Annotated in this window: 19 protein-coding genes; 7 read left to right on the top strand and 12 right to left on the bottom strand. The window is 66.8% G+C overall.

Annotated elements, in window-relative coordinates; genetic code table 11:
• Positions 1-2: 2 nt before the first annotated feature.
• The 6 genes from PA6_RS22360 to PA6_RS01215 form a co-directional block, all read right to left on the bottom strand.
• A complete protein-coding gene (locus PA6_RS22360; RefSeq protein WP_021699039.1) occupies positions 3-1,274 on the bottom strand; it encodes a lipase family alpha/beta hydrolase in 1,272 nt (423 codons plus the stop codon).
• A 1-nt stretch (position 1,275) separates the two neighbouring features.
• On the bottom strand, positions 1,276-1,725 hold the full coding sequence (locus PA6_RS01235; RefSeq protein ID WP_043216123.1) for an NfeD family protein: 450 nt from the start codon (positions 1,723-1,725) through the stop codon (positions 1,276-1,278).
• Positions 1,722-2,648, bottom strand: coding sequence for an SPFH domain-containing protein (locus tag PA6_RS01230; RefSeq protein WP_021699037.1), 927 nt, complete (start codon positions 2,646-2,648; stop codon positions 1,722-1,724). The genes PA6_RS01235 and PA6_RS01230 overlap by 4 nt, the downstream gene beginning before the upstream one ends.
• A gap of 69 nt (positions 2,649-2,717) precedes the next feature.
• Positions 2,718-4,502 (bottom strand): GspE/PulE family protein, encoded by a 1,785-nt coding sequence (locus PA6_RS01225; protein WP_021699036.1) that lies wholly within the window; start codon positions 4,500-4,502, stop codon positions 2,718-2,720.
• A gap of 91 nt (positions 4,503-4,593) precedes the next feature.
• A complete protein-coding gene (locus PA6_RS01220; protein WP_021699035.1) occupies positions 4,594-5,958 on the bottom strand; it encodes a CYTH domain-containing protein in 1,365 nt (454 codons plus the stop codon).
• Positions 5,959-6,334: 376 nt separating this feature from the next.
• Positions 6,335-7,807, bottom strand: a complete 1,473-nt coding sequence (locus PA6_RS01215) for an inorganic phosphate transporter (protein ID WP_021699034.1) — start codon at positions 7,805-7,807, stop codon at positions 6,335-6,337.
• A 170-nt stretch (positions 7,808-7,977) separates the two neighbouring features.
• Here PA6_RS01215 and argE point away from each other — a divergent pair, with 170 nt between their 5' ends.
• Entirely contained in the window at positions 7,978-9,117 is a 1,140-nt protein-coding gene (argE, locus tag PA6_RS01210; protein ID WP_021699033.1) for an acetylornithine deacetylase, read from the top strand.
• Positions 9,118-9,290: 173 nt separating this feature from the next.
• The gene (gene argA / locus PA6_RS01205) at positions 9,291-10,589 is read left to right on the top strand and encodes an amino-acid N-acetyltransferase (protein ID WP_021699032.1); all 1,299 of its coding nucleotides are present in this window, start codon (positions 9,291-9,293) and stop codon (positions 10,587-10,589) included.
• A 132-nt stretch (positions 10,590-10,721) separates the two neighbouring features.
• On the opposite strand, the gene rmf is transcribed toward argA, so the two are convergent.
• From rmf to PA6_RS01185, 4 genes are all read right to left on the bottom strand, one after another.
• The gene (rmf, locus tag PA6_RS01200) at positions 10,722-10,919 is read right to left on the bottom strand and encodes a ribosome modulation factor (protein WP_021699031.1); all 198 of its coding nucleotides are present in this window, start codon (positions 10,917-10,919) and stop codon (positions 10,722-10,724) included.
• 143 nt (positions 10,920-11,062) lie between these two features.
• Positions 11,063-12,649, bottom strand: coding sequence for a glutamate--cysteine ligase (gene gshA, locus PA6_RS01195; protein ID WP_021699030.1), 1,587 nt, complete (start codon positions 12,647-12,649; stop codon positions 11,063-11,065).
• A 252-nt stretch (positions 12,650-12,901) separates the two neighbouring features.
• A complete protein-coding gene (locus PA6_RS01190) occupies positions 12,902-13,288 on the bottom strand; it encodes a PaaI family thioesterase (RefSeq protein WP_021699029.1) in 387 nt (128 codons plus the stop codon).
• A 3-nt stretch (positions 13,289-13,291) separates the two neighbouring features.
• Positions 13,292-15,610 (bottom strand): Tex family protein, encoded by a 2,319-nt coding sequence (locus PA6_RS01185; protein WP_021699028.1) that lies wholly within the window; start codon positions 15,608-15,610, stop codon positions 13,292-13,294.
• A gap of 172 nt (positions 15,611-15,782) precedes the next feature.
• Between PA6_RS01185 and ompR the strand changes: the two genes are divergently transcribed.
• The 3 genes from ompR to PA6_RS01170 are packed head-to-tail and all read left to right on the top strand — an operon-like array spanning position 15,783 to position 18,267.
• On the top strand, positions 15,783-16,514 hold the full coding sequence (gene ompR / locus PA6_RS01180; RefSeq protein ID WP_021699027.1) for an osmolarity response regulator transcription factor OmpR: 732 nt from the start codon (positions 15,783-15,785) through the stop codon (positions 16,512-16,514).
• A gap of 43 nt (positions 16,515-16,557) precedes the next feature.
• The gene (locus PA6_RS01175; RefSeq protein ID WP_021699026.1) at positions 16,558-16,953 is read left to right on the top strand and encodes a hypothetical protein; all 396 of its coding nucleotides are present in this window, start codon (positions 16,558-16,560) and stop codon (positions 16,951-16,953) included.
• Positions 16,954-18,267 (top strand): ATP-binding protein, encoded by a 1,314-nt coding sequence (locus tag PA6_RS01170; protein WP_021699025.1) that lies wholly within the window; start codon positions 16,954-16,956, stop codon positions 18,265-18,267.
• A 27-nt stretch (positions 18,268-18,294) separates the two neighbouring features.
• Here PA6_RS01170 and rimK read toward each other — a convergent pair whose 3' ends face one another.
• Positions 18,295-19,200, bottom strand: a complete 906-nt coding sequence (gene rimK / locus PA6_RS01165) for a 30S ribosomal protein S6--L-glutamate ligase (RefSeq protein WP_021699024.1) — start codon at positions 19,198-19,200, stop codon at positions 18,295-18,297.
• Positions 19,197-19,667, bottom strand: a complete 471-nt coding sequence (gene rimB, locus PA6_RS01160) for a retropepsin-like aspartic endopeptidase RimB (protein ID WP_021699023.1) — start codon at positions 19,665-19,667, stop codon at positions 19,197-19,199. Before rimB ends, rimK begins: the two co-directional genes overlap by 4 nt.
• A 99-nt stretch (positions 19,668-19,766) precedes the next feature.
• Here rimB and PA6_RS01155 point away from each other — a divergent pair, with 99 nt between their 5' ends.
• Both PA6_RS01155 and hslO read left to right on the top strand, forming a co-directional pair.
• Positions 19,767-20,150 carry an RNA-binding S4 domain-containing protein gene (locus tag PA6_RS01155; protein ID WP_043216135.1) on the top strand — a complete coding sequence of 128 codons (384 nt, stop codon included), beginning with the start codon at positions 19,767-19,769 and terminating at the stop codon, positions 20,148-20,150.
• Between the two features lie 136 nt (positions 20,151-20,286).
• Positions 20,287-21,180: an Hsp33 family molecular chaperone HslO gene (hslO, locus tag PA6_RS01150; RefSeq protein WP_021699021.1), complete on the top strand. Its 894-nt coding sequence runs from the start codon at positions 20,287-20,289 to the stop codon at positions 21,178-21,180.
• Positions 21,181-21,249 lie beyond the last annotated feature (69 nt).

Here is a 21,249-nt window from a genome sequence, read left to right as displayed (position 1 = left end):
GGCTATTGCCCGCTGGCGCAGCCTTCCTCGGGCAGGCCGGCCAGGGCCCGGCGCAGCAACGCCTGGCTGCGTGCGCTGCGCATGATGCCGGTGTGGTTTTCCTCGATCAGATACAGGCGTTCCGTCTCGTCCTGCGCCGCCGGCAGCAACTGGCTGGCCAGCGGCACGCTGCCGTCGTTGGGCTCGGCAATCATCCGGCTGTTGCCGGCATAGGCGACCAGCTGCCACTGGCGAACATGCGCGGGCAAGGGCGTGGCGAACAGCTGTTGCAGGAACGCGCTGCCGGGCGCCATATCGCGCCATACCGGCACGTCCAGCGGTACGCGTGCCGCGCCGGTGGCGGCCGAGGGATGGCCGCCCCAGGGCGTCGCCAGGGTCACCAGCAGGCACAGTTGCTCGTCAGCGTTGCCGGGGTGCAGCAGCTGCGTGGCGCGGCGCGCGAGCAAGCCGCCCATGCTGTGGGCGAACAGGTGCAGGCGTTTGGGAGCGTAGCGCAGTTGCAGATCGCGCAGTGCCTCGCTGAGCAGGTAGGCGCTGTTGTTCAGTGGCATGCCGCTCGGGTAATGGAACAGCAGCAGCTGGTAGCGTGTGCGGTCGATGCCGGCAGCCAGCTCGCGCCACACCCTGGGCGAATCATTGATGCCGTGGAGCAGGACGATGGGCTCCTTGTCTGGGCTCCAGGGTTCCAGCACATAGAGGCCGTAGCCCACCTCGCTGAGGAAATCCAACGGCTGCCAGGCGCCTTGCGCGGTGCGCTGGGCGGAGAAGCGCGGGTCGTCGAAATCGACCACGCGCAGGTAGTTGTGGCGCACCTTGGGCAGGTCGCGGTACAGGCGCTCCAGGCCGAGGTCGAGCTCGGGCAGCGGCGTATCGTCGGCCTCTTGTGGCTGCAGCACGTTCAGTTGCCCGAGGGCACTGCGTTGTTCGTCGCTGGGTTGGAGCTGCAGCGGCGCCGTGCGCGCCTGGGCTTGCCAGTGGCGAGGCTCGTCGGGGTCCAGACGCAGGTTGCCGTTGCGGTCCTCGAAGGCCAGCAGCGAGTAGTCGCCGGCTGCCATGCTGAAGTAGAAAAAACCGCCGGGGCGCACGCTGCGGTAGGCCAGCAGGTTACCCTCGGCATACAGGGCGACCAGTGCCGGCTGTGCGGCGGTCGTCTGCAGCTGGCCGGGGATCAGCACCATGCTCCGCTGCGCCATTTTCACCTGACGGTCCAGTGTCCAGAGCTGGCAGCCGCCCAGCAGCAAGGCCAGCAGCAGCGTCAGCAGCGGCCTGGCCATGCTAGCCGGCGGCTTCCACTTTCAGCAGCACACCGTCCTGGCCGGTGACCCGGACCTCACGGCCCGCCGGCAGCTCGGGGCCGGTGACCAGCCACAGGGTATCGCCGGCCTTGATCTTGCCGCGTCCACCGACGATGGCTTCGTGCAGCACGAAGGTGCGGCCGAGAAATTCGCTGCCCCGGCGATTCAGGCCCGGCACGTCGGAAGGCTTGGCGGCGCTGCGCTGGCGGCGCCACCAGAACACCGCAGTGAGCAGCGAGAGCAGGGCGAAGGCGAAGAACTGCCAGGCCCAGGGCAGGTCCGGCAGCAGGTAGGTGAGTAGACCGACCGCGGCGGCGGCCAGGCCGATCCACAGCAGGTAGCCGCCAGCGCCGAATACTTCGAGGATCAGCAGGATGGTGCCGAAGGCCAGCCAGTCCCAGAACGACAGGTGCTGCAGGTACTCCATCACTTCTTGCCGTCCCTGCTATCGAAGGTGGCGCGCACGATTTCGCCGATACCGCCGACCGCACCGATCACTTGGCTGGCCTCCAGCGGCATCAGCACCACCTTGCTGTTGTTGGCTGATGCGAGCTTGCCCAGGGCCTCGACATACTTCTGCGCGACGAAGTAGTTCACCGCCTGTACATTGCCGCCGGCAATCGCCTCGGACACCACGCGGGTCGCCTCGGCCTCGGCCTGGGCGGCGCGCTCGCGGGCCTCGGCTTCGAGGAAGGCGGCCTGGCGTTCGCCCTCGGCCTTGAGGATCTGCGCCTGCTTCTCGCCCTCGGCGGTGAGGATCTCGGCCTGGCGCTTGCCCTCGGCTTCAAGAATCTGCGCACGCTTGAGACGCTCGGCCTTCATCTGGCTGGCCATGGCCTCGACCAGGTCGGCGGGCGGGCTGATGTCCTTGATCTCGATGCGGGTGACCTTGATGCCCCAGGGCGCGGTGGCCTCATCGACGGTGCGCAGCAGGCGTTCGTTGATCGCGTCGCGCTGGCTGAGCATGGCATCCAGTTCCATGGAGCCGAGCACGGTGCGGATATTGGTCATCACCAGGTTGCGGATGGCGTGCTCCAGGTTGTTCACCTCATAGGCCGCCTGGGCGGCGTTGATCACCTGGAAGAAACACACGGCATCGATGGTGACGATGGCGTTATCGGCGCTGATCGCCTCCTGCGGCGGAATATCCAGCACGCTTTCCATGACGTTGAGCTTGCGGCCGACGCGGTCCATCACCGGGACGATGATGTTGAGGCCGGGCTTGAGCGTATTGGTGTAGCGGCCGAAGCGCTCCACCGTCCACTCGTAGCCCTGGGGCACCACCTTGAAGCCCATGAACACGATGGCCACGGCCAGACCGACGAAAAGAAAGACGACGCCACCGATACCCATGCTGCTGCCTCCTGCTGATGCCTGTGCGGATGAGCAAGTATTGCACGGCCTGGCGGACCCGGGGTGGCGCTACTTCTGCTCGCTCTGCGGGGTGACGCGCAGCACTTCCTCGATGGTGGTCAGGCCGGCGGCGACCTTCTGCGCGCCGGACAGGCGCAGGCTGCGCATACCGTCCTTGAAGGCCGCGCGGCGCAGGGCGATGAGGTCGGTGTCGGCGGTGAGCAGCGGCTTGATGCCATCGTTGAGCAGCATGATCTCGTATACCCCGGCACGCCCGCGGTAGCCGGTTTCGCGGCACTCCAGGCAACCCACGGCACGGTGTGCTTGGGTTGGCAGCGGCGCGCTCCAGGGTTTGGTCAGGCTCTGCCAGTCGTCTTCGGAGAGCTCCACAGGTGCCTTGCAGTGCGGGCACAGGGTCCGTACCAGGCGCTGGGCCATGACCCCCAGCAGGGTGGCCTTGAGCAGGTAGTGCGGCACGCCCAGTTCGAGCAGGCGGCTGATGGCCGAAGGCGCGTCGTTGGTGTGCAGGGTGGACAGCACCAGGTGGCCGGTGAGTGCCGCCTGGATGGCCATCTCGGCGGTCTCCAGGTCGCGGATTTCGCCGACCATGATGATGTCCGGGTCCTGGCGCATCAGCGCGCGCACGCCGCTGGCGAAGTTCAGGTCGATGTTGTGCTGCACCTGCATCTGGTTGAAGGAGGTCTCGATCATCTCGATCGGGTCCTCGATGGTGCAGACGTTGACCTCCTCGGTCGCCAGCTGCTTGAGCGTGGTGTAGAGCGTGGTGGTCTTGCCCGAGCCGGTGGGGCCCGTGACCAGGATGATGCCGTTGGGCTGGCAGGTCATGCTTTCCCAGCGGCGCAGGTCGTCCGGTGAGAAACCGAGCTGGTCCGGGCTCTTCAGCAGCACCTCGGGGTCGAAGATACGCATCACCATCTTCTCGCCGAAGGCGGTGGGCAGGGTCGACAAGCGCAGTTCCACTTCGCCGCCATCCGGGGTCTTGGTCTTGATCCGGCCGTCCTGCGGTTTGCGTTTCTCGGCGATGTTCATCCGCCCCAGGTTTTTCAGGCGGCTGACCACGGCCATGGTCACCTGCGGCGGGAACTGGTAGACGTTGTGTAGCACGCCGTCGATGCGAAAGCGCACGGTACCGGCCTCGCGGCGTGGCTCGATGTGGATGTCGCTGGCGCGCTGCTGGTAGGCGTACTGGAACAGCCAGTCGACGATATTGACGATATGCGCGTCGTTGGCGTCCGGCTCCTGGTCGCTGGCGCCGAGGCTGAGCAGTTGTTCGAAGTTGCCGACGCCACTGAGTTTCATGTCCTGGGCGTTGGCGCCGCTGACCGAGCGGGCCAGGCGGTAGAACTCGGTGGTGAAGCGCTGGATATCCGCCGGGTTGGCCACTACGCGCTTGATCGGGCGCTTGAGCACATGGGTCAGGTTGCTTTCCCAGCCATGCACGAAGGGTTGCGCGCTGGCGATGGTCACCGCCTCGCTGTCCACGGCCACGGCGAGAATCTTGTGGCGCTGGGCGAAGGCGTAGGACATCAGCGGCGTGACGGCGGCAACGTCGATCTTCAGTGGGTCGATGCGCAGGTAAGGCTGGCTGGCGAAGTTGGCCAGCCATACGGTGAGGCCTTCCAGGTCGTGCTTGCGTCCGGGGCGTTGCAGGTCGTCGACCTGCTGCGCCGCGAGGAACTCCAGGGGGTGCAGCTGGGCATTGGCCGAGGCGCGGCGCAGTACCATGCACTGCTCGGCCTGCTCCTGGGCCACGCGACCCTGGGCCACCAGTTCGCGGAGGATGTCGTTGAGGTCGAGCCAGCGATCCTGGGTGGGCGAGGCGAGGGCGGACATGGAGCTCCCTTTCATGTGACGACGAGGCTGAGAACCGGTCCGGAGCCCGCCACGCCTGCTGCAGGCGGGACTCCGACCGGTGCTGCATAGCTTATTTCAGCAGCAGCTTCCAGGGTTTGAGCGTCGCCACAGTATGGGCCTGTGCCTGGCGAGCGACCAGCACTTCGGCGTCGTTGGCGCAGGTGGCCAGTGCCTCCAGCTTGGCCAGTTCGCCATACAGGCGATCCAGCTCCGGCAGCTCCGGCACCTGGCGTGCCATGCGCAGCCAGGCCAGTAGGCGCTCGATGCGCGGCAGCTGTTCGGCCAGGGCTTCGGGGAACTGCTGATAGTGCTTGAGGCGCAGCCCTTCGGCCTCTTCGGCCAGCAGGGTCGGCAGCCAGTTGCCCAGCGTCGCTTTGCCCTGGCGCTCGCCGCGCGCATTGCGGCCCACAGTCCAGCCGCGTTGCAGCAGCCAGCGCGACAGCTGCAGGGACAGCAGGCCCCAGCGATTGCCCTGCAATTCGCCGGCGAACATGGCTGGTGCGTTATGGCGCAGCGCCTCGTCGTCGCGGCCGGCGGCCAGGCGCGGGCGCCAGTCGGCCAGCAGGGCGTCGAGCGCTTCGCGCAGCTCGCGGCTGGAGGCACGCGGAGCGGCCTGGCCGAGGCTGCCGAGCAGGGCGCGCAGGTCGATCAGCTGCTGCAGCCATTGCTCCAGCAGTTTCCAGTGGCCGTTCCAGCGGTACTGCTCGGCCAGGCGCTGGCTGCTGCCGAGCAGATGCCAGGCGATGGCGGCGATAGCGTCGTCCAGTGCCATCTCTGCGGTCAGTGCCGGTAGCGGCAGGGCCAGGCCGTAGCTGCCGGAGTCGAACAGACGGTAACCGCGTTCGGCCTTGCTGATGTCGCAGGGCATCAGCGGCAGATCGGCGGCCAGTTCGCAGGCCAGCTCCAGCAGGGCCGCCGGCTCGCCTTCACGCAGCTCCAGCTCCAGCTCGCAGATTTCTTCCTCGCCCTCGCCGGCGATCACCTTGCCCAGGTCGAGCGCCGCCTCGATCACGGTCTTGGCCTTGCCGCGACCCCAGGCGATTTCGGCTTTCTCGCGGACGAAGTCGGTGGTGAAGATCGGCTGCAGGCACTTCTTGTCCAGCTCGGCCAGGCTGGCCGGCCAGCAATCGTCGTTGAGCAGCTTGGTGTCCAGCTTGGCTTTCTTCAGGTACCAGTCCCACTCGTTGCGCTCGGACAGGCCGGCGACGCTCTGCCCGCGGCTTTTCAGGGTCTGGATGATCTGCTCGCCATCGCGCCGCAGGCGCAGTGCCACGCGGGCGCCGGCCAGGTCACGGGACGGGGTGTCGAAGTACTGGTTGAACAGCTCGCAGCGCTGCCAGCCGGACTTGTTGCGCTTCTTCAGCAGCGGGTGGTCACGCAGGGCGGCGAGGGTTTCGCGGCTGACGCGCAGCTTGATCTCGGTTTCTTTGTTCATGCGAAAGCGGCCCTTTGAGGTTGTTTCATCTGGCGAGTATGCCGTGTGCTAATCGGCGAAAGATCCCGTGACAGTGCGATCTGCTGAGTGGCGACTGGACGGGGCACGGCCAGGTCAGCGAAAAGTCGTGTGAGCACTGACGATGGTTATGATGCGAGTGGCTCTGGGTAGTGTACGCGTGAGTATCGCTCGCGCGTTCGGGGTGCCAGTAGCGCTCGAGCTGCTCGACTGCCATATGCTGCATCCGTCGGGCTGTCTGTGCGGGCATCGTAATTCAGGGCGTGGTGATTCTGCTGACTGCCTGAGACGCCCGCATCGTCGGCGATGTAACGACAAGGCCGCCCGAAGGCGGCCTTGCAGGCAGCGTGCGGATGCGTCAGACGAACAGCTTGACGCCCAGCCAGAACAGCCCTGCGGAGAGCAGGATGGTGGCCGGCAGGGTCAGCACCCAGGCCATCAGGATATTGCGCACTGTAGCGAATTGCAGGCCGCTCTTGTTGGCGACCATGGTGCCGGCAACGCCGGACGACAGCACGTGGGTGGTAGACACCGGCAAGCTGTAGACGTTGGCCAGGCCGATGGCGATCGAGGCGGTGATCTGCGCGCTCATGCCCTGGGCGTAGGTCATGCCCTGCTTGCCGATCTTCTCGCCGACGGTCAGGACCACGCGCTTCCAGCCGACCATGGTGCCGATACCCAGCGCCAGGGCCACGGCGAAGATCACCCAGAGGGGTGCGTATTCGGTGGTGGCGGTAAGGTCCTTGCGCAGCTTGTCCAGGTCGGCCTTCTCGCGCTTGGCCAGGCCATCGAGCTTGCCGACCTTCTTCGCGGTGTCGTCCAGGCACAGCAGGTAACGGCGCACCTGGGTACGTTTTTCCTGATCCATCTGGTTGTAGTCGGTGACGCCGTCCAGGGTCTGCAGCAGGGCGGCGATGGTCGGCTCGGTCAGCTTGGCGTCGCAGCGGAACTGCTTGGGCATCTCGGTAGTGCCGTTCTTGCCGAGGGCCAGGTACTCGCTCAGCGAGTCATGGTTGCGCTCGTAGAACTGCTGCAGGTGGATGGCTGCGTCGCGGGTACGCTCGATCTGGTAGGTGGTGCTGTTGAGGTCCAGGACGAACTTGGCCGGGACGATGCCGATCAGCACCAGCATGATCAGGCCGATGCCCTTCTGGCCGTCGTTGGAGCCGTGCACGAAGCTCACGCCCATGGCCGAGACGATCAGCACCAGGCGGTTCCAGAACGGCGGCTTCTTCTTGCCCTTGACCTCCATGCGGCTCTCGGGCGTCTCGTGCATCTTCGAGTCGGCAAAGGCGCGGCGCAGGGCGATCAGGATCAACGCGGCCACGGCAAAGCCGGCCAGCGGCGAGAGCAGCAGAGACAGGCCGATATCGATCGCCTTCTGCCAGTTCACCCCGTCGGCCAGTGACACCTGGGTGAGCAGGGCGTTGGCCAGGCCGACACCGAGGATCGAGCCGATCAGGGTGTGCGAGCTGGAGGCGGGGATGCCGAAGTACCAGGTGCCCAGGTTCCAGGCGATGGCTGCAGTCAGCAGGGAGAACACCATCACCAGGCCGTGGGCGGTATTGACGTTGATCAGCAGCTCCACCGGCAGCAGGTGGACGATGGCGTAGGCCACGCCGATGCCGCCGAGGACCACGCCGAGGAAGTTGAAGATGCCGGAGGCGATCACCGCCAGGTGCGGCGGCATCGCCTTGGTGTAGATCACCGTGGCCACCGCGTTGGCGGTGTCGTGGAAACCGTTGATGAATTCGAAGGTCAGGACAAAGGCCAGGGCCAGCACCAGACTAATGGCAACCCAGGCATCGAGCCCGCTGAATATCTCGAACATGACGTTTTCGTGACCGGAAAAAGGGGCGCGAAGTATGCCAGATGGCGGGAACTTCTGCTCGGTGGCTCGTTTCCGAACGTGTCGGGCCGGACGAAAGGTCGTGCTGCCGCGGCGTAGGCAGCGGGCGCCGCCCTCTCTATGATGGCTCCAGGCCCAGGAGATCCCGCCAAATGTCGCTTCCCTCCCTGCAACAGCAATTCGCCGCACTGATCGCCGCGCCTTCGGTGAGCTGTACCCAGCCGCACTGGGACCAGTCCAACCGAGGCGTGATCGAGCTGCTGGCCGGCTGGCTGGGCGACCTCGGCTTCGCCTGCGAGATCCAGGAGGTGGCGCCGGGCAAGGCCAACCTGCTGGCCAGCTACGGCAGTGGTCCCGGCGGCCTGGTGCTGGCCGGCCACAGCGACACCGTGCCGTTCGATGCCGCCCTGTGGCACAGCGATCCGCTGCGCCTGACCGCGCAGGGCGACCGCTGGGTGGGGCTCGGCGTGTGTGACATGAAGGGCTTCTTCCCGCTGGTGATCGAAGCGCTGCGCGGGCTGCTCGACCAGCCGTTCCGCCAGCCGCTGCTGGTGCTGGCCACCTGCGACGAGGAGAGTTCGATGGCCGGCGCCCGCGCCCTGGCCGCGGCCGGCCGGCCGCTGGGGCGCGCGGCGGTGATCGGCGAGCCGACCGGGCTGAAGCCGATCCGCCTGCACAAGGGGGTGATGATGGAACGCATCGATATCCTCGGGCAGAGCGGCCATTCGTCCGACCCGAGCCTCGGCCACAGCGCCCTGGAGGCCATGCAGGATGTCATGGGCGAGCTGCGCCTGCTGCGCGCGCAGTGGCAGTGCGAGTTCAACAACCCGCAGTTCGGCGTACCGCAGCCGACGCTGAATTTCGGCTGCATCCACGGCGGCGACAACCCCAACCGCATCTGCGGCCAGTGCGCCCTGGAGTTCGACCTGCGCCCGCTGCCGGGCATGGACCCGGAGCAGCTGCGTGCGGCCATCCGTGGCAAGCTGCAGCCACTGGCTGAGCGGCATCAGGTGCGCATCGACTACGCGCCCTTGTTCGCCAACGTGCCGCCCTTCGAGCAGAGCGCCGACAGCGAACTGGTACGCGTCGCGGAAAAGCTGACCGGGCATGCAGCGCAGGCGGTGGCATTCGGCACCGAAGCCCCGTATCTTCAGCAGCTCGGCTGCGAGACCATCGTGCTCGGTCCGGGCGACATCGCCTGTGCCCACCAGCCGGGGGAATTTCTCGAGCTGGCGCGCATTGAGCCGACGGTGCGTCTGCTGCGCCAGCTGATCCAGCACTACTGCCTATGACCCGCCAGACTGACCGGAGCTTGTTCACCGTGCTACGACGATAACCACGGACTAACCCCCTCTCCCATTCATGGGCGAGGGTTGGGGAGAGGGCGAGTCGATGCCTCTCTCCCCCGGCCCCTCTCCCCCAGGCGGTAGAGGGGAGTCATGGACCCGTACTGCGAACACTCTACATGCACGACTACGTCAACTGGCTCCGCCACGCCTCGCCCTATATCAACGCTCACCGCGACTGCACCTTCGTGGTCATGCTGCCGGGCGAGGGCGTGGAACATCCGAATTTCGGCAACATCGTCCACGACCTGGTGCTGCTGCACAGCCTGGGCGTGCGCCTGGTGCTGGTGCACGGCTCGCGTCCGCAGATCGAAGCGCGCCTGGCCGAGCGTGGCCTGACGCCGCGCTATCACCGCGACCTGCGCATCACCGACGGGCCGACTCTGGACTGCGTGATCGATGCTGTCGGCCGCCTGCGCATCGCCATCGAAGCCAGGTTGTCGATGGATATGGCCGCCTCGCCGATGCAGGGCTCACGCCTGCGCGTCTCCGGCGGCAACTTCGTCACCGCGCGGCCGATCGGCGTGGTCGACGGCATCGACTATCACCACACCGGTGAAGTGCGCCGCGTCGACCGCAAGGGCATTGGCCGCCTGCTCGACGAGCGCAGCATCGTGCTGCTCTCGGCGCTCGGCTACTCGCCCACCGGGGAAATCTTCAACCTGGCCTGCGAGGACGTCGCCACCCGCGCCGCCATCGACCTGCAGGCCGACAAGCTGCTGCTGTTTTCCGCCGAGCGCGGCCTGCTCGACGAGGTCGGCAAGCTGGTGCGCGAGCTGCGCCCGCAGCAGGTGCCGGCGCACCTGGCACGCCTGGGCAGCTGCTACCAGGCCGAGCTGCTCGACGCCGCCGCCCAGGCCTGCCGCGGCGGGGTCAAGCGCAGCCATATCGTCAGCTACATGGAAGACGGCTCGCTGCTCACCGAGCTGTTTACCCGTGACGGCGGCGGCACCCTGGTCGACCAGGAGCAGTTCGAGTCGCTGCGCGAGGCGACCATCGAGGACGTCGGCGGCCTGATCGAGCTGATCACTCCGCTGGAGGACCAGGGCATCCTGGTGCGCCGTTCGCGCGAGGTGCTGGAGCGCGAGATCGGCCAGTTCAGCATCGTCGAGCGCGATGGCCTGATCATCGCCTGCGCCGCGCTGTACCCGATCGCCGACTCGGATGCCGGCGAACTGGCCTGCCTGGCGGTCAACCCGGAGTACCGCCACGGTGGCCGTGGCGACGAACTGCTGGAGCGCATCGAGGAGCGTGCCCGCGCGCTCGGGCTGAAGACCCTCTACGTACTCACCACCCGCACCGCGCACTGGTTCCAGGAGCGCGGCTTCGAGCCCAGCGCGGTGGAGCGCCTGCCGGCGGCGCGCGCCTCGCTGTACAACTACCAGCGCAACTCGAAGATCTTCGAGAAGGCCTTATAAGAACGAGGGCGCGGGCTCCTGCTGGCGTCGCGGGGTTTCTCGCGGGTTTCACCCGCCCTACGCCTAAAACGATCTGGGGCGGGGACAAAATGAAAGGGCCGCGAATGCGGCCCTTTTTTCATCGGTATCGGCTCAGGCGCTGCGGCGCTGGTGCAAGGCGTACTGCTCGTTGCCATCGTCCCAGCCGGCTTCCCAGGCGGCGGCCAGCACTTCCACGGGGTGGGGTTGGGCATGTTGCGGCTGGCCGGTGAGTCCGGCCATGTAGCCTTGCTGGTAGGCCTTGTTGAGGCTCTCCAGGCTCCAGTCGTGGTTGTCTTCGGCGGGCGTCATGGCGGTGGCCAATGCGGGTTTCCCCACAGGCTAGCCTGACTCGGAGGCCGCGGCGTGCCGCTGGTCAGAACCGAGCGGTCGAAGTGGCGGATTTGTGACGGACTACCGCTGGCTGCGTCAGTCCGTCACCCAGGTGCCTGATTTCAAACGCCAATGCCGAGGATGCTGGCCTGGTAGGCGGCGACGAAGGTGTCGAAGTCGCCGGCCGGTGCCGCTTCCAGTTCGGCCTGCTCGGCCAGCGATTGGCGCGCCATGCGCTCGAAGGCGGCTTCTTCGCCCGCCGTCAGCGGCTGGCTACGGAAGGTGGCGGCATGCGCCTTGCTCTGGCGCAGGGCGAAGTCGCGGAAGCTTTCGCCGCGTGCCTGCAGTTCGGCCAGTACCCGTGCCGACGGTGTCAGGCTGGCGTCCTCGACCTTGCGCCGCTGCAGCTGCAGGGCGTTGCGGTAGGCATCGCCACCGTAGGCGCGGTCGAGCAGGGCGGCGATGGGCGCGAAGGCGTCGAGCAGCTCGCCGGCCCAGGTCTGCAGTTCGATTGGCACGCCGTCGCGCTGCAGGTGCAGGCCCGGGCGGCGGCCCTCCTTGACCGTCTTGAGGAAGTTCTCGGTGCTGGCGCGGCACACGCCGCTGGCCAGCAGCGGGCTGTCCTGCAGGGCGCAGAACAGGATGAAGGCATCCAGGAAGCGCGCCTGGTCGAGGTCGATGCCCATGGGCAGGTAGGGGTTGATGTCCAGGCAGCGCACTTCCACGTACTGCACGCCACGGCTCATCAGGGCCTGGATCGGCCGCTCGCCGGAATAGGTGACACGCTTCGGGCGGATGCTCGAGTAGTACTCGTTTTCGATCTGGATGATGTTGGTGTTGAGCTGCAGCCACTCGCCGTTGGCGTCCTTGGTGCCGATCTCGGCATAGGCCGGGTAGGGCGTGGCCACGGCGCTGCGCAGGCTCTCGGTGTAGCTGGCGAGGTCGTTGTAGCAGGGCGTCAGGCCCGACTGGGCGCTGCTCTGGTAGCCCAGGTCGCTCATGCGCAGGCTGGTGGCGTACGGCAGGTAGAGGGTGTCGGCGTCGAGCTGCTGCAGCTGGTGCGGGCGGCCGCGCAGGAAACTGGCGTCCAGCGCCGGCGAGGCGCCGAACAGGTACATCAGCAGCCAGCTGTAGCGGCGGAAGTTGCGGATCAGCGCGATGTAGGCGGCGGACTGGTAGTCGCGCGCGCTCTGCGTGTCGCCGTCCAGCTGCTGCAGCAACGGCCACAGGCCCTCGGCCAGGCTGAAGTTGTAGTGGATGCCGGCGATGCACTGCATGGTCTTGCCGTAGCGCAGGGCCAGGCCCTGGCGGTAGACGTACTTGAGGCGGCCGATATTGGAGCTGCCGTAGCGGGCGATCGGGATGTCCGCTTCCTCTGGCAGCCGGCCGGGCATCGACGGGCTCCACAGGTACTCGCCGTCCAGGCGGCTGGCGGCGAAACGGTGGATGCGCTCGAGGTCGGCCAGGGTGTCGGCCGGGTCTGGCTCGGCCGGGGTGATGAACTCCAGCAGGGCCTCGGAATAGTCGGTGGTGATCTGTGCATGGGTCAGCGCCGAGCCCAGCGCGACCGGATGCGGCGTCTGCGCCAGCTCGCCGTTGGCGGTGACGCGCAGGGTCTCGCGCTCGATGCCGTGCAGGCAGCGGGTCAGCAGGGACAGGTGGTCGGCCTCGCCGAGCAGGGCCAGGCGGCGGTTGAGGAGATCGCTCAAGATTCTTGTTCCTTCACTCGACGGTCGCCCCTATATGGGGGTGGAGCCGCCACACTGCAAGTCGGATGCGGACCGGCGCTGTCGCCTGACCGGAAGGGGAGGATGCGCCGATAGCCGGGATAGGCGCAATGCCTGCGACTCCCCTCTCCCTTTGGGAGAGGGGCCGGGGGTGAGGGCGCCTGGAGCAGCGCGCTGCCTCCCTCACCCTGCGCGGGCCGCCCCAACCCTCTCCCGGAGGGAGAGGGAGTCGGATCATTTGCAGATAAAGGTGGCCTGGGCCGTGGCGATCAGTTTGTCGCCCTGTTCCACTCGTGCCTCCAGCACATGCACCTTGCGTCCGGCGTTGAGCACGCGGGCGTGGCAGACCACCTCGCCGGCCTCGACGCCGCGGATGTAGTTGACCTTGCACTCCAGGGTCATGCTGCCGGCCTCGCCGCCGAACAGGCTGTGGCTGGCCTGGCCGAGGGCGGTGTCGATCAGCGAATAGAGCGCGCCGCCGTGCATGCGCCCGTGCAGGTTGAGCATCTGCTCCTGCATGGCCATGCGCAGTTCGGCCTCGCCGTTTTCGGCGCGCAGGATGCGGATGCCGAGCAGGCGGCTGAAGTTGCTGTCTTTGCCGACGGGCGATGCGTCACTCATGGCTCATTTCCTCAGCTGCTTGGCGTTGGCGAACAGCGAGGCCATGGCCGCATTGGCCGGTGCCGGCTTGTCCTGGCTGGAATGGCGCTCGCTGCGCGGTTGATTGCCGCCGCGGTTCTGCCCGCCACCACGCGGGCCCTCGGTCTTCTGCCCCGGGGTATCGCTCATGCGCATGGACAGGCCGACACGGTTGCGCGGGATGTCCACTTCCATGACTTTCACTTTGACGATGTCGCCGGCCTTGACCACCTCGTAGGGGTCTTTGACGAACTTTTCCGACAGCGCCGAGATGTGTACCAGGCCATCCTGGTGCACGCCGATGTCGACGAAGGCGCCGAAGTTGGTGACGTTGGTCACCACGCCTTCGAGGATCATGCCCGGCTGCAGGTCCTTGAGGCTCTCGACGCCGTCCTGGAACTCGGCGGTCTTGAACTCCGGACGCGGGTCGCGGCCCGGCTTGTCCAGTTCCTTGAGGATGTCGGTGACGGTCGGCAGGCCGAAGCTCTCGTCGGTGAAGCGCTTGGGATCGAGGCTGCGCAGGAAGCTGGAGTCACCGATCAGCGAGCGGATGTCGCGGCCGGTGTCCTGGGCGATGCGCTGCACCAGCGGGTAGGTTTCCGGGTGCACGGCGGAGGCGTCCAGCGGGTTGTCGCCGTTCATCACGCGGAGGAAGCCGGCGGCCTGTTCGAAGGTCTTGTCGCCCAGGCGCGGCACCTTCTTCAGTTCGCTACGGCTCTTGAACGCGCCATTGGCGTCGCGGAACTGCACGATGTTCTGCGCCAGGGTGCTGTTGAGGCCGGAGATACGCGCCAGCAGTGCGGCGGATGCGGTGTTGACGTCCACGCCGACGGCGTTCACGCAATCCTCGACCACCGCGTCCAGCGAGCGCGCCAGCTTCAGTTGCGACACGTCGTGCTGGTACTGGCCGACGCCGATGGATTTCGGGTCGATCTTCACCAGCTCGGCCAGCGGGTCCTGCAGGCGGCGGGCGATGGACACCGCGCCACGCAGCGACACGTCCATGTCCGGGAATTCGCGGGCGGCCAGCTCGGAGGCGGAGTACACCGAGGCGCCGGCCTCGGAGACCATCACCTTGGTCAGCTTGAGCGCCGGCAGCTTCTTGATCAGGTCGGCGGCCAGCTTGTCGGTCTCGCGGCTGGCGGTGCCGTTGCCGATCGAGATCAGGTCCACCGCGTGCTTGGCGCACAGCTTGGCGAGGATGGCGAGGGTGCCGTCCCAGTCGTTGCGCGGCGCGTGCGGGTAGACGGTGGTGGTTTCCAGCACCTTGCCGGTGGCGTCGACCACGGCCACCTTGCAGCCGGTGCGCAGGCCCGGGTCCAGCGCCAGGGTGGCGCGCGGACCGGCCGGGGCGGCCAGCAGCAGGTCGTGCAGGTTGCGCGCGAACACGGTGATCGCCTCGTCCTCGGCCTTCTCGCGCAGCTCGCCGAGCAGGTCGGTTTCCAGGTGGGTGTAGAGCTTGACCTTCCAGGTCCAGCGCACCACTTCGCCCAGCCACTTGTCGGCGGCGCGCCCGCGCTGCTCGATGCCGAAGCGCTCGGCGATCATCAGCTCGCACGGGTGCAGGGTGCCGGGCGCTTCGTCGCCGACCTTGAGGCTGGCGCCGAGGATGCCCTCGTTGCGCCCGCGGAAGATCGCCAGGGCGCGGTGCGACGGCACGCTTTTCAGCGGCTCGTCGTGCTCGAAGTAGTCGCTGAACTTGGCGCCTTCGGTTTCCTTGCCGGCGACCACGCGGGCGCTCAGGGTGGCTTCGTGCTTCAGGAAGGAACGCAGCTTGTCGAGCAGGCTGGCATCTTCGGCGAAGCGCTCCATGAGGATGTACTTGGCGCCTTCGAGCACGGCCTTCACATCGGCGAAGCCCTTCTCGGCATCGACGAAGCGCGCGGCCTCGGTTTCCGGGTTGAGCGTCGGGTCATTGAACAGGCCGTCGGCCAGCTCGCCGAGGCCGGCTTCCAGGGCGATCTGGCCCTTGGTGCGGCGCTTCTGCTTGTATGGCAGATAGAGGTCTTCGAGACGCGTCTTGGTGTCGGCTTCGTTGATCTCGCGGGTCAGCTCGGGCGTCAGCTTGCCCTGTTCCTCGATGCTGGCGAGGATCGCCGCGCGGCGCTCGTCCAGCTCGCGCAGGTAGCGCAGGCGTTCTTCCAGGTGGCGCAGCTGGGTATCGTCCAGGCTGCCGGTGACTTCCTTGCGGTAGCGGGCGATGAAGGGCACGGTGGAGCCCTCATCAAGCAGGGCCACGGCGGCGGCGACCTGTTGCGGGAGGACGCCGAGTTCGGCGGCGATACGCTTGTTGATGCTATCCATGAAACCTACCTGACAGAATTACCACGCCGAGGCCGACGCGAAAGCGCCGCATTATAAACACCGCCCCGGAAGGGCATGGGAACCGTTCGTGGGAAAAATCTGCTAACAATGGGCGGGGCCGGGCCTGGGCGGCCTTCAGCCATAATGCGGCCACAGTCAAAGGGGAAATTGCATGAGCACCGCTGCCGCGCCGGAAGGCGAAAAAATCCTGATAGTCGATGATGATCCCGGCCTGCGCCGCCTGCTGGAGCGCTTCCTCAGCGAGCAGGGCTACCGCGTGCGCGCGGTGGAGAACGTCGAGCAGATGGATCGCCTGCTGGCCCGCGAACTGTTCCAGCTGCTGGTGCTCGACCTCATGCTGCCCGGCGAGGACGGCCTGTCCGCCTGCCGTCGCCTGCGCGAGGCGAACAACCAGATGCCGATCATCATGCTCACCGCCAAGGGTGACGAGGCCAGCCGCATCCAGGGCCTGGAAGGCGGCGCCGACGACTACCTGGCCAAGCCGTTCAACCCGCGCGAGCTGCTGGCGCGGATCAAGGCCGTGCTGCGCCGCCAGGCGCCGGTGGTACCGGGCGCGCCGGCCAGCGAGGACGAGACGGTGAGCTTCGGTGAATACGAGCTGTCGCTGGCCACTCGCGAGCTGAAGAAGGGCGACGAAGTGCACATGCTTACCACCGGTGAGTTCGCCGTGCTCAAGGCCCTGGTCCAGCATGCCCGCGAGCCGCTGACCCGCGACAAGCTGATGAACCTGGCGCGTGGCCGCGAGTGGGATGCCCTGGAGCGTTCCATCGACGTACAGATCAGTCGCCTGCGCCGGCTTATCGAGCCGGACCCGTCCAAGCCGCGCTATATCCAGACCGTCTGGGGCGTGGGTTACGTGTTCGTGCCGGATGGCAGCAAGTGAGGCATCCCGGCGCGTGCTGCTGAGAAATGGCCTGCAGGTAGTTTTGCTCGGCGGCTTGAGCAGTCTGGCGCTGCTGGTCTTTTATGGGATCGGTCATGAGCTGGCACTGCAGCAGGGTCGCCATCTGCGTGGCGGCGTGGCCTGGGGCCTCCTGGTCAGTGCCTTGCAGCTGGGCTGGTTCCCGCTGCTAGTGCTGCTGCAGAATGCCGGCGCGTTGCTATGGCCATTACGGCGCCTGCAGTTGGCACTCGGGAGCATGGCCCTGTTCGCGCTGCCGTTGCTGATATTTGCTCCACCCTGGGGCAACTGGAGTCACCCCTATCGATCTGCCTACCTGTTGTGTTGCGCCGCCGCAGGCATCGCGCTGTCCTATGCAGGTCAGGTCCTTTTGCAGCATTGGCACACTCGCCGCTCTGGCGACCGGTACATGGCGAGCTAAATGAAAACCCCCGTCTGGTTCCCGCAAAGCTTCTTCGCTCGTACCCTGTGGCTGGTGCTCATCGTCGTGCTGTTTTCCAAGGCACTGACCCTGGTCTACCTGATGATGAACGAGGACATGCTGGTCGACCGCCAGTACAGTCACGGTGCGGCGCTGACCCTGCGTGCCTACTGGGCCGCGGAGCCGGAGGACCGTGCGCACATTGCCGAGGCGGCGACGTTGAGCCGCGTGGAGCAGGACAAGGTGCCGGCGACCGAGCAGCACTGGCCCTATTCGGAGATCTTCCTGCGTCAGATGCAGGCCGAGCTGGGGCCGGACACCGAAGTGCGAGTGCGCGTGCAGAGCCCGCCGGCCCTGTGGGTAAGGGCGCCGAGCCTGGGGCCGGACTGGCTCAAGGTGCCGCTCTACCCGCACCCGTTGCGCGGGCAGAAGATCTGGAGCGTGCTGGGCTGGTTCCTTGGCATCGGCCTGCTGTCCACCGCCGCCGCCTGGATCTTCGTGCGCCAGCTCAATGCGCCGCTCAAGCGCCTGGTGTTCGCCGCGCGTCAATTCGGCCAGGGGCGCAGCGTGCGCCTGCCGGTCAGTGATACGCCCAGCGAGATGGCCGAGGTGTATCGCGCCTTCAACCAGATGGCCGAGAACATCGAACAGGGCGCGCGCGAGCGCGAGCTGATGCTGGCCGGCGTCTCGCATGACCTGCGCACGCCGCTGACACGCCTGCGCCTGTCGCTGGAGATGCTGGGCGGCGATGCCGAGATGAGCGAGGACATGATCCGCGACATCGAGCACATGGACGCCATCCTCGACCAGTTCCTGGCCTTCATTCGCGACGGGCGTGACGAGAAGCCCGAGCCGCTGCTGCTCGACGAGCTGGTGCGCGAAACGGTGGCGCCCTACAACCAGAAGGAGGAGCGCGTGTGCCTCTGCCTGGAGCGGGTGCCGGCCTTCCCGCTGCGCCGGGTGTCGCTCAAGCGCCTGCTGGTCAACCTGCTGGACAATGCCCTGCGTTACGGCGGACAGAACGTCGAGGTGGTCACCAGCCTGGCCGGTGACGACAGTGCGCCCTACGTGGTGCTCAGCGTGCTGGATCGCGGGCCGGGTATCGCGCCGGCGGAGATGGGCGAGATCTTCAACCCCTTCATCCGTGGCGACCGCGCGCGCGGCGGCAAGGGCACCGGCCTGGGCCTGGCCATCGTCAAGCGCATCGCCGCACTGCACGGCGGCAGCGTGGAGCTGCGCAACCGCTCCGGTGGCGGTCTGGAAGCGCGCATCTGCCTGCCGCTGGGGCTGCTGCTGCCGCGCGACGCCAACTGATTAGCACCGCGCGCCGGCGGCGGTGCTTTAGCCCCTGCCCTTGGTGCGGGTCTGGCCGGGAATGGCGTTCTTTTCCAGGTAGTCGATGATGATGCTGGCGACATCCTTGCCGGTGGTGGTCTCGATACCTTCCAGGCCGGGCGAGGAGTTCACCTCCATCACCAGCGGCCCGTGGTTGGAGCGCAGGATGTCCACCCCGGCTACCGACAGGCCCATCACCTTGGCCGCGCGGATGGCGGTGGAGCGTTCCTCCGGGGTGATCTTGATCAGGCTGGCTACGCCTCCGCGGTGCAGGTTGGAGCGGAATTCGCCGGGCTTGGCCTGGCGCTTCATCGCGGCGATCACCTTGTCACCGACCACGAAGCAGCGGATATCGGCACCGCCGGCTTCCTTGATGTATTCCTGCACCATGATGTTCTGCTTCAGGCCCATGAAGGCCTCGATCACCGACTCCGCTGCTTTCTCCGTCTCGCACAGCACCACGCCGATACCCTGGGTGCCTTCCAGCACCTTGATCACCAGCGGCGCGCCATTGACCATCTGGATCAGGTTGGGGATGTCGTCCGGCGAGTGGGCGAAGCCGGTCACCGGCAAGCCGATGCCCTTGCGCGACAGCAGTTGCAGCGAGCGCAGCTTGTCGCGCGAGCGGCTGATGGCCACCGATTCGTTGAGCGGGAACACGCCCTGCATCTCGAACTGGCGCAATACGGCGCAGCCATAAAAGGTCACCGAGGCGCCGATGCGCGGGATCACCGCGTCGAAGCCCTCCAGCGGATGGCCGCGGTAGTGGATCTGCGGTTTATGGCTGGCGATGTTCATGTAGGCACGCAGGGTATCGATCACCTGCATCTCGTGTCCGCGTTGCTGGCCGGCTTCCACCAGGCGACGGGTCGAGTACAGGCGCGGGTTGCGCGACAGGATGGCGATCTTCATTGGGCACCGGTAGGTGAAGGAAGCTGGGGTTTGTCTTGTACGTAGCTCAGCGCTGGGTTGACCACCAGTTGGCCTTCGATCAGCGCCTTGGCGCCAAGCAGCACCCGGTAGCGCATGGTCTTGCGGCAGGCGAGGGTGAAGTCCACCGGCCACAGGCGATCGCCGAGGGCCAGTTGGGTGCGGATCACATAGCGGGTCTGCGCCTGGCCGTTGGAGCTCTTGATGGTCTTCACCGTGACCAGCGGCGCTTCGCAGTTGGCGTGGCGGCGCTGCACCAGGGTGCCGAGGTGCGCGGTGAAGCGCACCCAGCGAGCGCCGTCGCGCTCGAACGGCACGATGTCGCTGGCATGCAGGGTCGAGGTGCTGGCGCCGGTATCGATCTTGGCGCGCAGGCCGACCATGCCCAGCTCGGGCAGGTTGATCCATTCGCGCAGACCGATCACCGACAGTTGGTCGAAAGTCTTCAATGCAGGCTTTCCCCGGAAATTGGCAGCAGTTTAGCTGTGCCATGTGACAACGGCATCAGGCAAGATTCGGACCTGTGATGCAGTGATGTGGACATGAGCATGAGCGACAAAGACGACAAGGTGCGCCTGGATAAATGGCTGTGGGCGGCGCGCTTCTACAAGACCCGCTCGCTGGCCAAGGAGGCCATAGAAGGTGGCAAGGTGCATTGCCGGGGCGAGCGCTGCAAGCCGGGCAAGGAGCCGAAGGTCGGCGACGAGTATGTGATCCGCGCCGGTTTCGACGAGCGCACCGTGGTCGTGCGCGCGTTGTCCATGGTGCGTCGCGGCGCGCCCGAGGCGCAGCTGCTGTATGAGGAAACCGCCGACAGCATCGCCCGTCGCGAGGAGGCTGCGGCCCTGCGCAAGGCGGGTGCGCTGGGGGTGCAGACCGACGGGCGACCGAACAAGAAGCAGCGCCGGCAGATTCTCGGTCTGCGCGGCTGAGTACGCCGGCCATCCTGCGCGGCTTGGATGTGAGGGCATTTGTCCCTAAAATCCGAGTCATTCCCTGGGGCTTAGAGCGCGGCGCATCCGTTGGAGGCGTTGGCGGCCCGTCATCCTTTTTCCGCAGGCGGTACCCATGCACGACCTCGATCACACCCAGCGCTTTCTGTTCGACGACAACGATGTTCGTGGCGAGATGGTCAGTCTCGCCGAGAGCTACCAGCACGTGCTGGCCAAGCACCCCTACCCGCAGCCGGTGGCCCAGCTGCTCGGCGAAATGCTCGCCGCGGCTGCCCTGCTGGTCGGAACCCTGAAGTTCGAGGGCCTGCTGATCCTGCAGGCGCGCTCCTCCGGGCCGGTGCCGCTGGTGATGATCGAATGCTCCAGCGAGCGCGAAGTGCGCGGCATCGCCCGCTACGACGCCGAGGCGGTGGACGCCGGCGCCGGTCTGCGCGACCTGATGCCGGACGGCGTGCTGGCGCTGACCATCGACCCGGCCAAGGGCCAGCGCTACCAGGGCATCGTCGAGCTGGAGGGTGACAGCCTGGCCGACAGCCTGACCGCCTACTTCGCCACCTCCGAGCAGCTGCCGACCCGCTTCTGGCTGCGTGCCGACGGCCAGCGCGCGCGCGGCCTGCTCCTGCAGCAGCTGCCGCCGCACCACCAGACCGAGGCCGAGGAGCGCCAGGAAAGCTGGAACCACCTGCTGACCCTGGCCGATACCCTGACCGCCGAAGAGCTGCTGGGGCTGGACAACCCGACCGTGCTGCACCGCCTCTATCACCAGGAAGCCGTGCGCCTGTTCGAGCCGAGCCCGCTGCAGTTCCGTTGCAGCTGCTCGCGTGAGCGCTCGGCACGCGCGCTGATCAGCATCGGCCAGGCGGATGCCGAGGCGCTGCTGGAAGAGAGCGGCGGTCAGGTGGAAATCGACTGCCAGTTCTGCAACCAGCGCTACTTCTTCGATGCCAGCGACGTGGCCCAGCTGTTCGTCACCGGCGACAGCCAGGAGCCCTCGGCGACTCGCCATTGAGTGCGATAGCCGCACTCTATTGAAGGGTATAGTGGACAAGAGGCTGCCAAGGAGTGTGCTTTTCTGGCA

The sequence above is a fragment of the Aquipseudomonas alcaligenes NBRC 14159 genome, from assembly GCF_000467105.1.
In the GTDB taxonomy this organism is placed as follows: domain Bacteria; phylum Pseudomonadota; class Gammaproteobacteria; order Pseudomonadales; family Pseudomonadaceae; genus Aquipseudomonas; species Aquipseudomonas alcaligenes.
This window is presented reverse-complemented; position numbering and strand designations above follow the sequence as displayed.

Excerpts from the sequence above, each read along its gene's own strand:
- hslO (WP_021699021.1), top strand. The coding sequence starts at position 20,287 with ATGCACGACCTCGATCACACCCAGCGCTTTCTGTTCGACGACAACGAT.
- PA6_RS01220 (WP_021699035.1), bottom strand. The coding sequence starts at position 5,958 with ATGAACAAAGAAACCGAGATCAAGCTGCGCGTCAGCCGCGAAACCCTC.
- PA6_RS01185 (WP_021699028.1), bottom strand. The coding sequence starts at position 15,610 with ATGGATAGCATCAACAAGCGTATCGCCGCCGAACTCGGCGTCCTCCCG.
- rimK (WP_021699024.1), bottom strand. The coding sequence starts at position 19,200 with ATGAAGATCGCCATCCTGTCGCGCAACCCGCGCCTGTACTCGACCCGT.
- PA6_RS01190 (WP_021699029.1), bottom strand. The coding sequence starts at position 13,288 with ATGAGTGACGCATCGCCCGTCGGCAAAGACAGCAACTTCAGCCGCCTG.
- PA6_RS01170 (WP_021699025.1), top strand. The coding sequence starts at position 16,954 with ATGAAAACCCCCGTCTGGTTCCCGCAAAGCTTCTTCGCTCGTACCCTG.
- PA6_RS01155 (WP_043216135.1), top strand. The coding sequence starts at position 19,767 with ATGAGCGACAAAGACGACAAGGTGCGCCTGGATAAATGGCTGTGGGCG.
- argE (WP_021699033.1), top strand. The coding sequence starts at position 7,978 with ATGTCGCTTCCCTCCCTGCAACAGCAATTCGCCGCACTGATCGCCGCG.
- PA6_RS01225 (WP_021699036.1), bottom strand. The coding sequence starts at position 4,502 with ATGTCCGCCCTCGCCTCGCCCACCCAGGATCGCTGGCTCGACCTCAAC.
- argA (WP_021699032.1), top strand. The coding sequence starts at position 9,291 with ATGCACGACTACGTCAACTGGCTCCGCCACGCCTCGCCCTATATCAAC.
- PA6_RS01215 (WP_021699034.1), bottom strand. The coding sequence starts at position 7,807 with ATGTTCGAGATATTCAGCGGGCTCGATGCCTGGGTTGCCATTAGTCTG.
- ompR (WP_021699027.1), top strand. The coding sequence starts at position 15,783 with ATGAGCACCGCTGCCGCGCCGGAAGGCGAAAAAATCCTGATAGTCGAT.
- PA6_RS01230 (WP_021699037.1), bottom strand. The coding sequence starts at position 2,648 with ATGGGTATCGGTGGCGTCGTCTTTCTTTTCGTCGGTCTGGCCGTGGCC.
- PA6_RS22360 (WP_021699039.1), bottom strand. The coding sequence starts at position 1,274 with ATGGCCAGGCCGCTGCTGACGCTGCTGCTGGCCTTGCTGCTGGGCGGC.
- rmf (WP_021699031.1), bottom strand. The coding sequence starts at position 10,919 with ATGACGCCCGCCGAAGACAACCACGACTGGAGCCTGGAGAGCCTCAAC.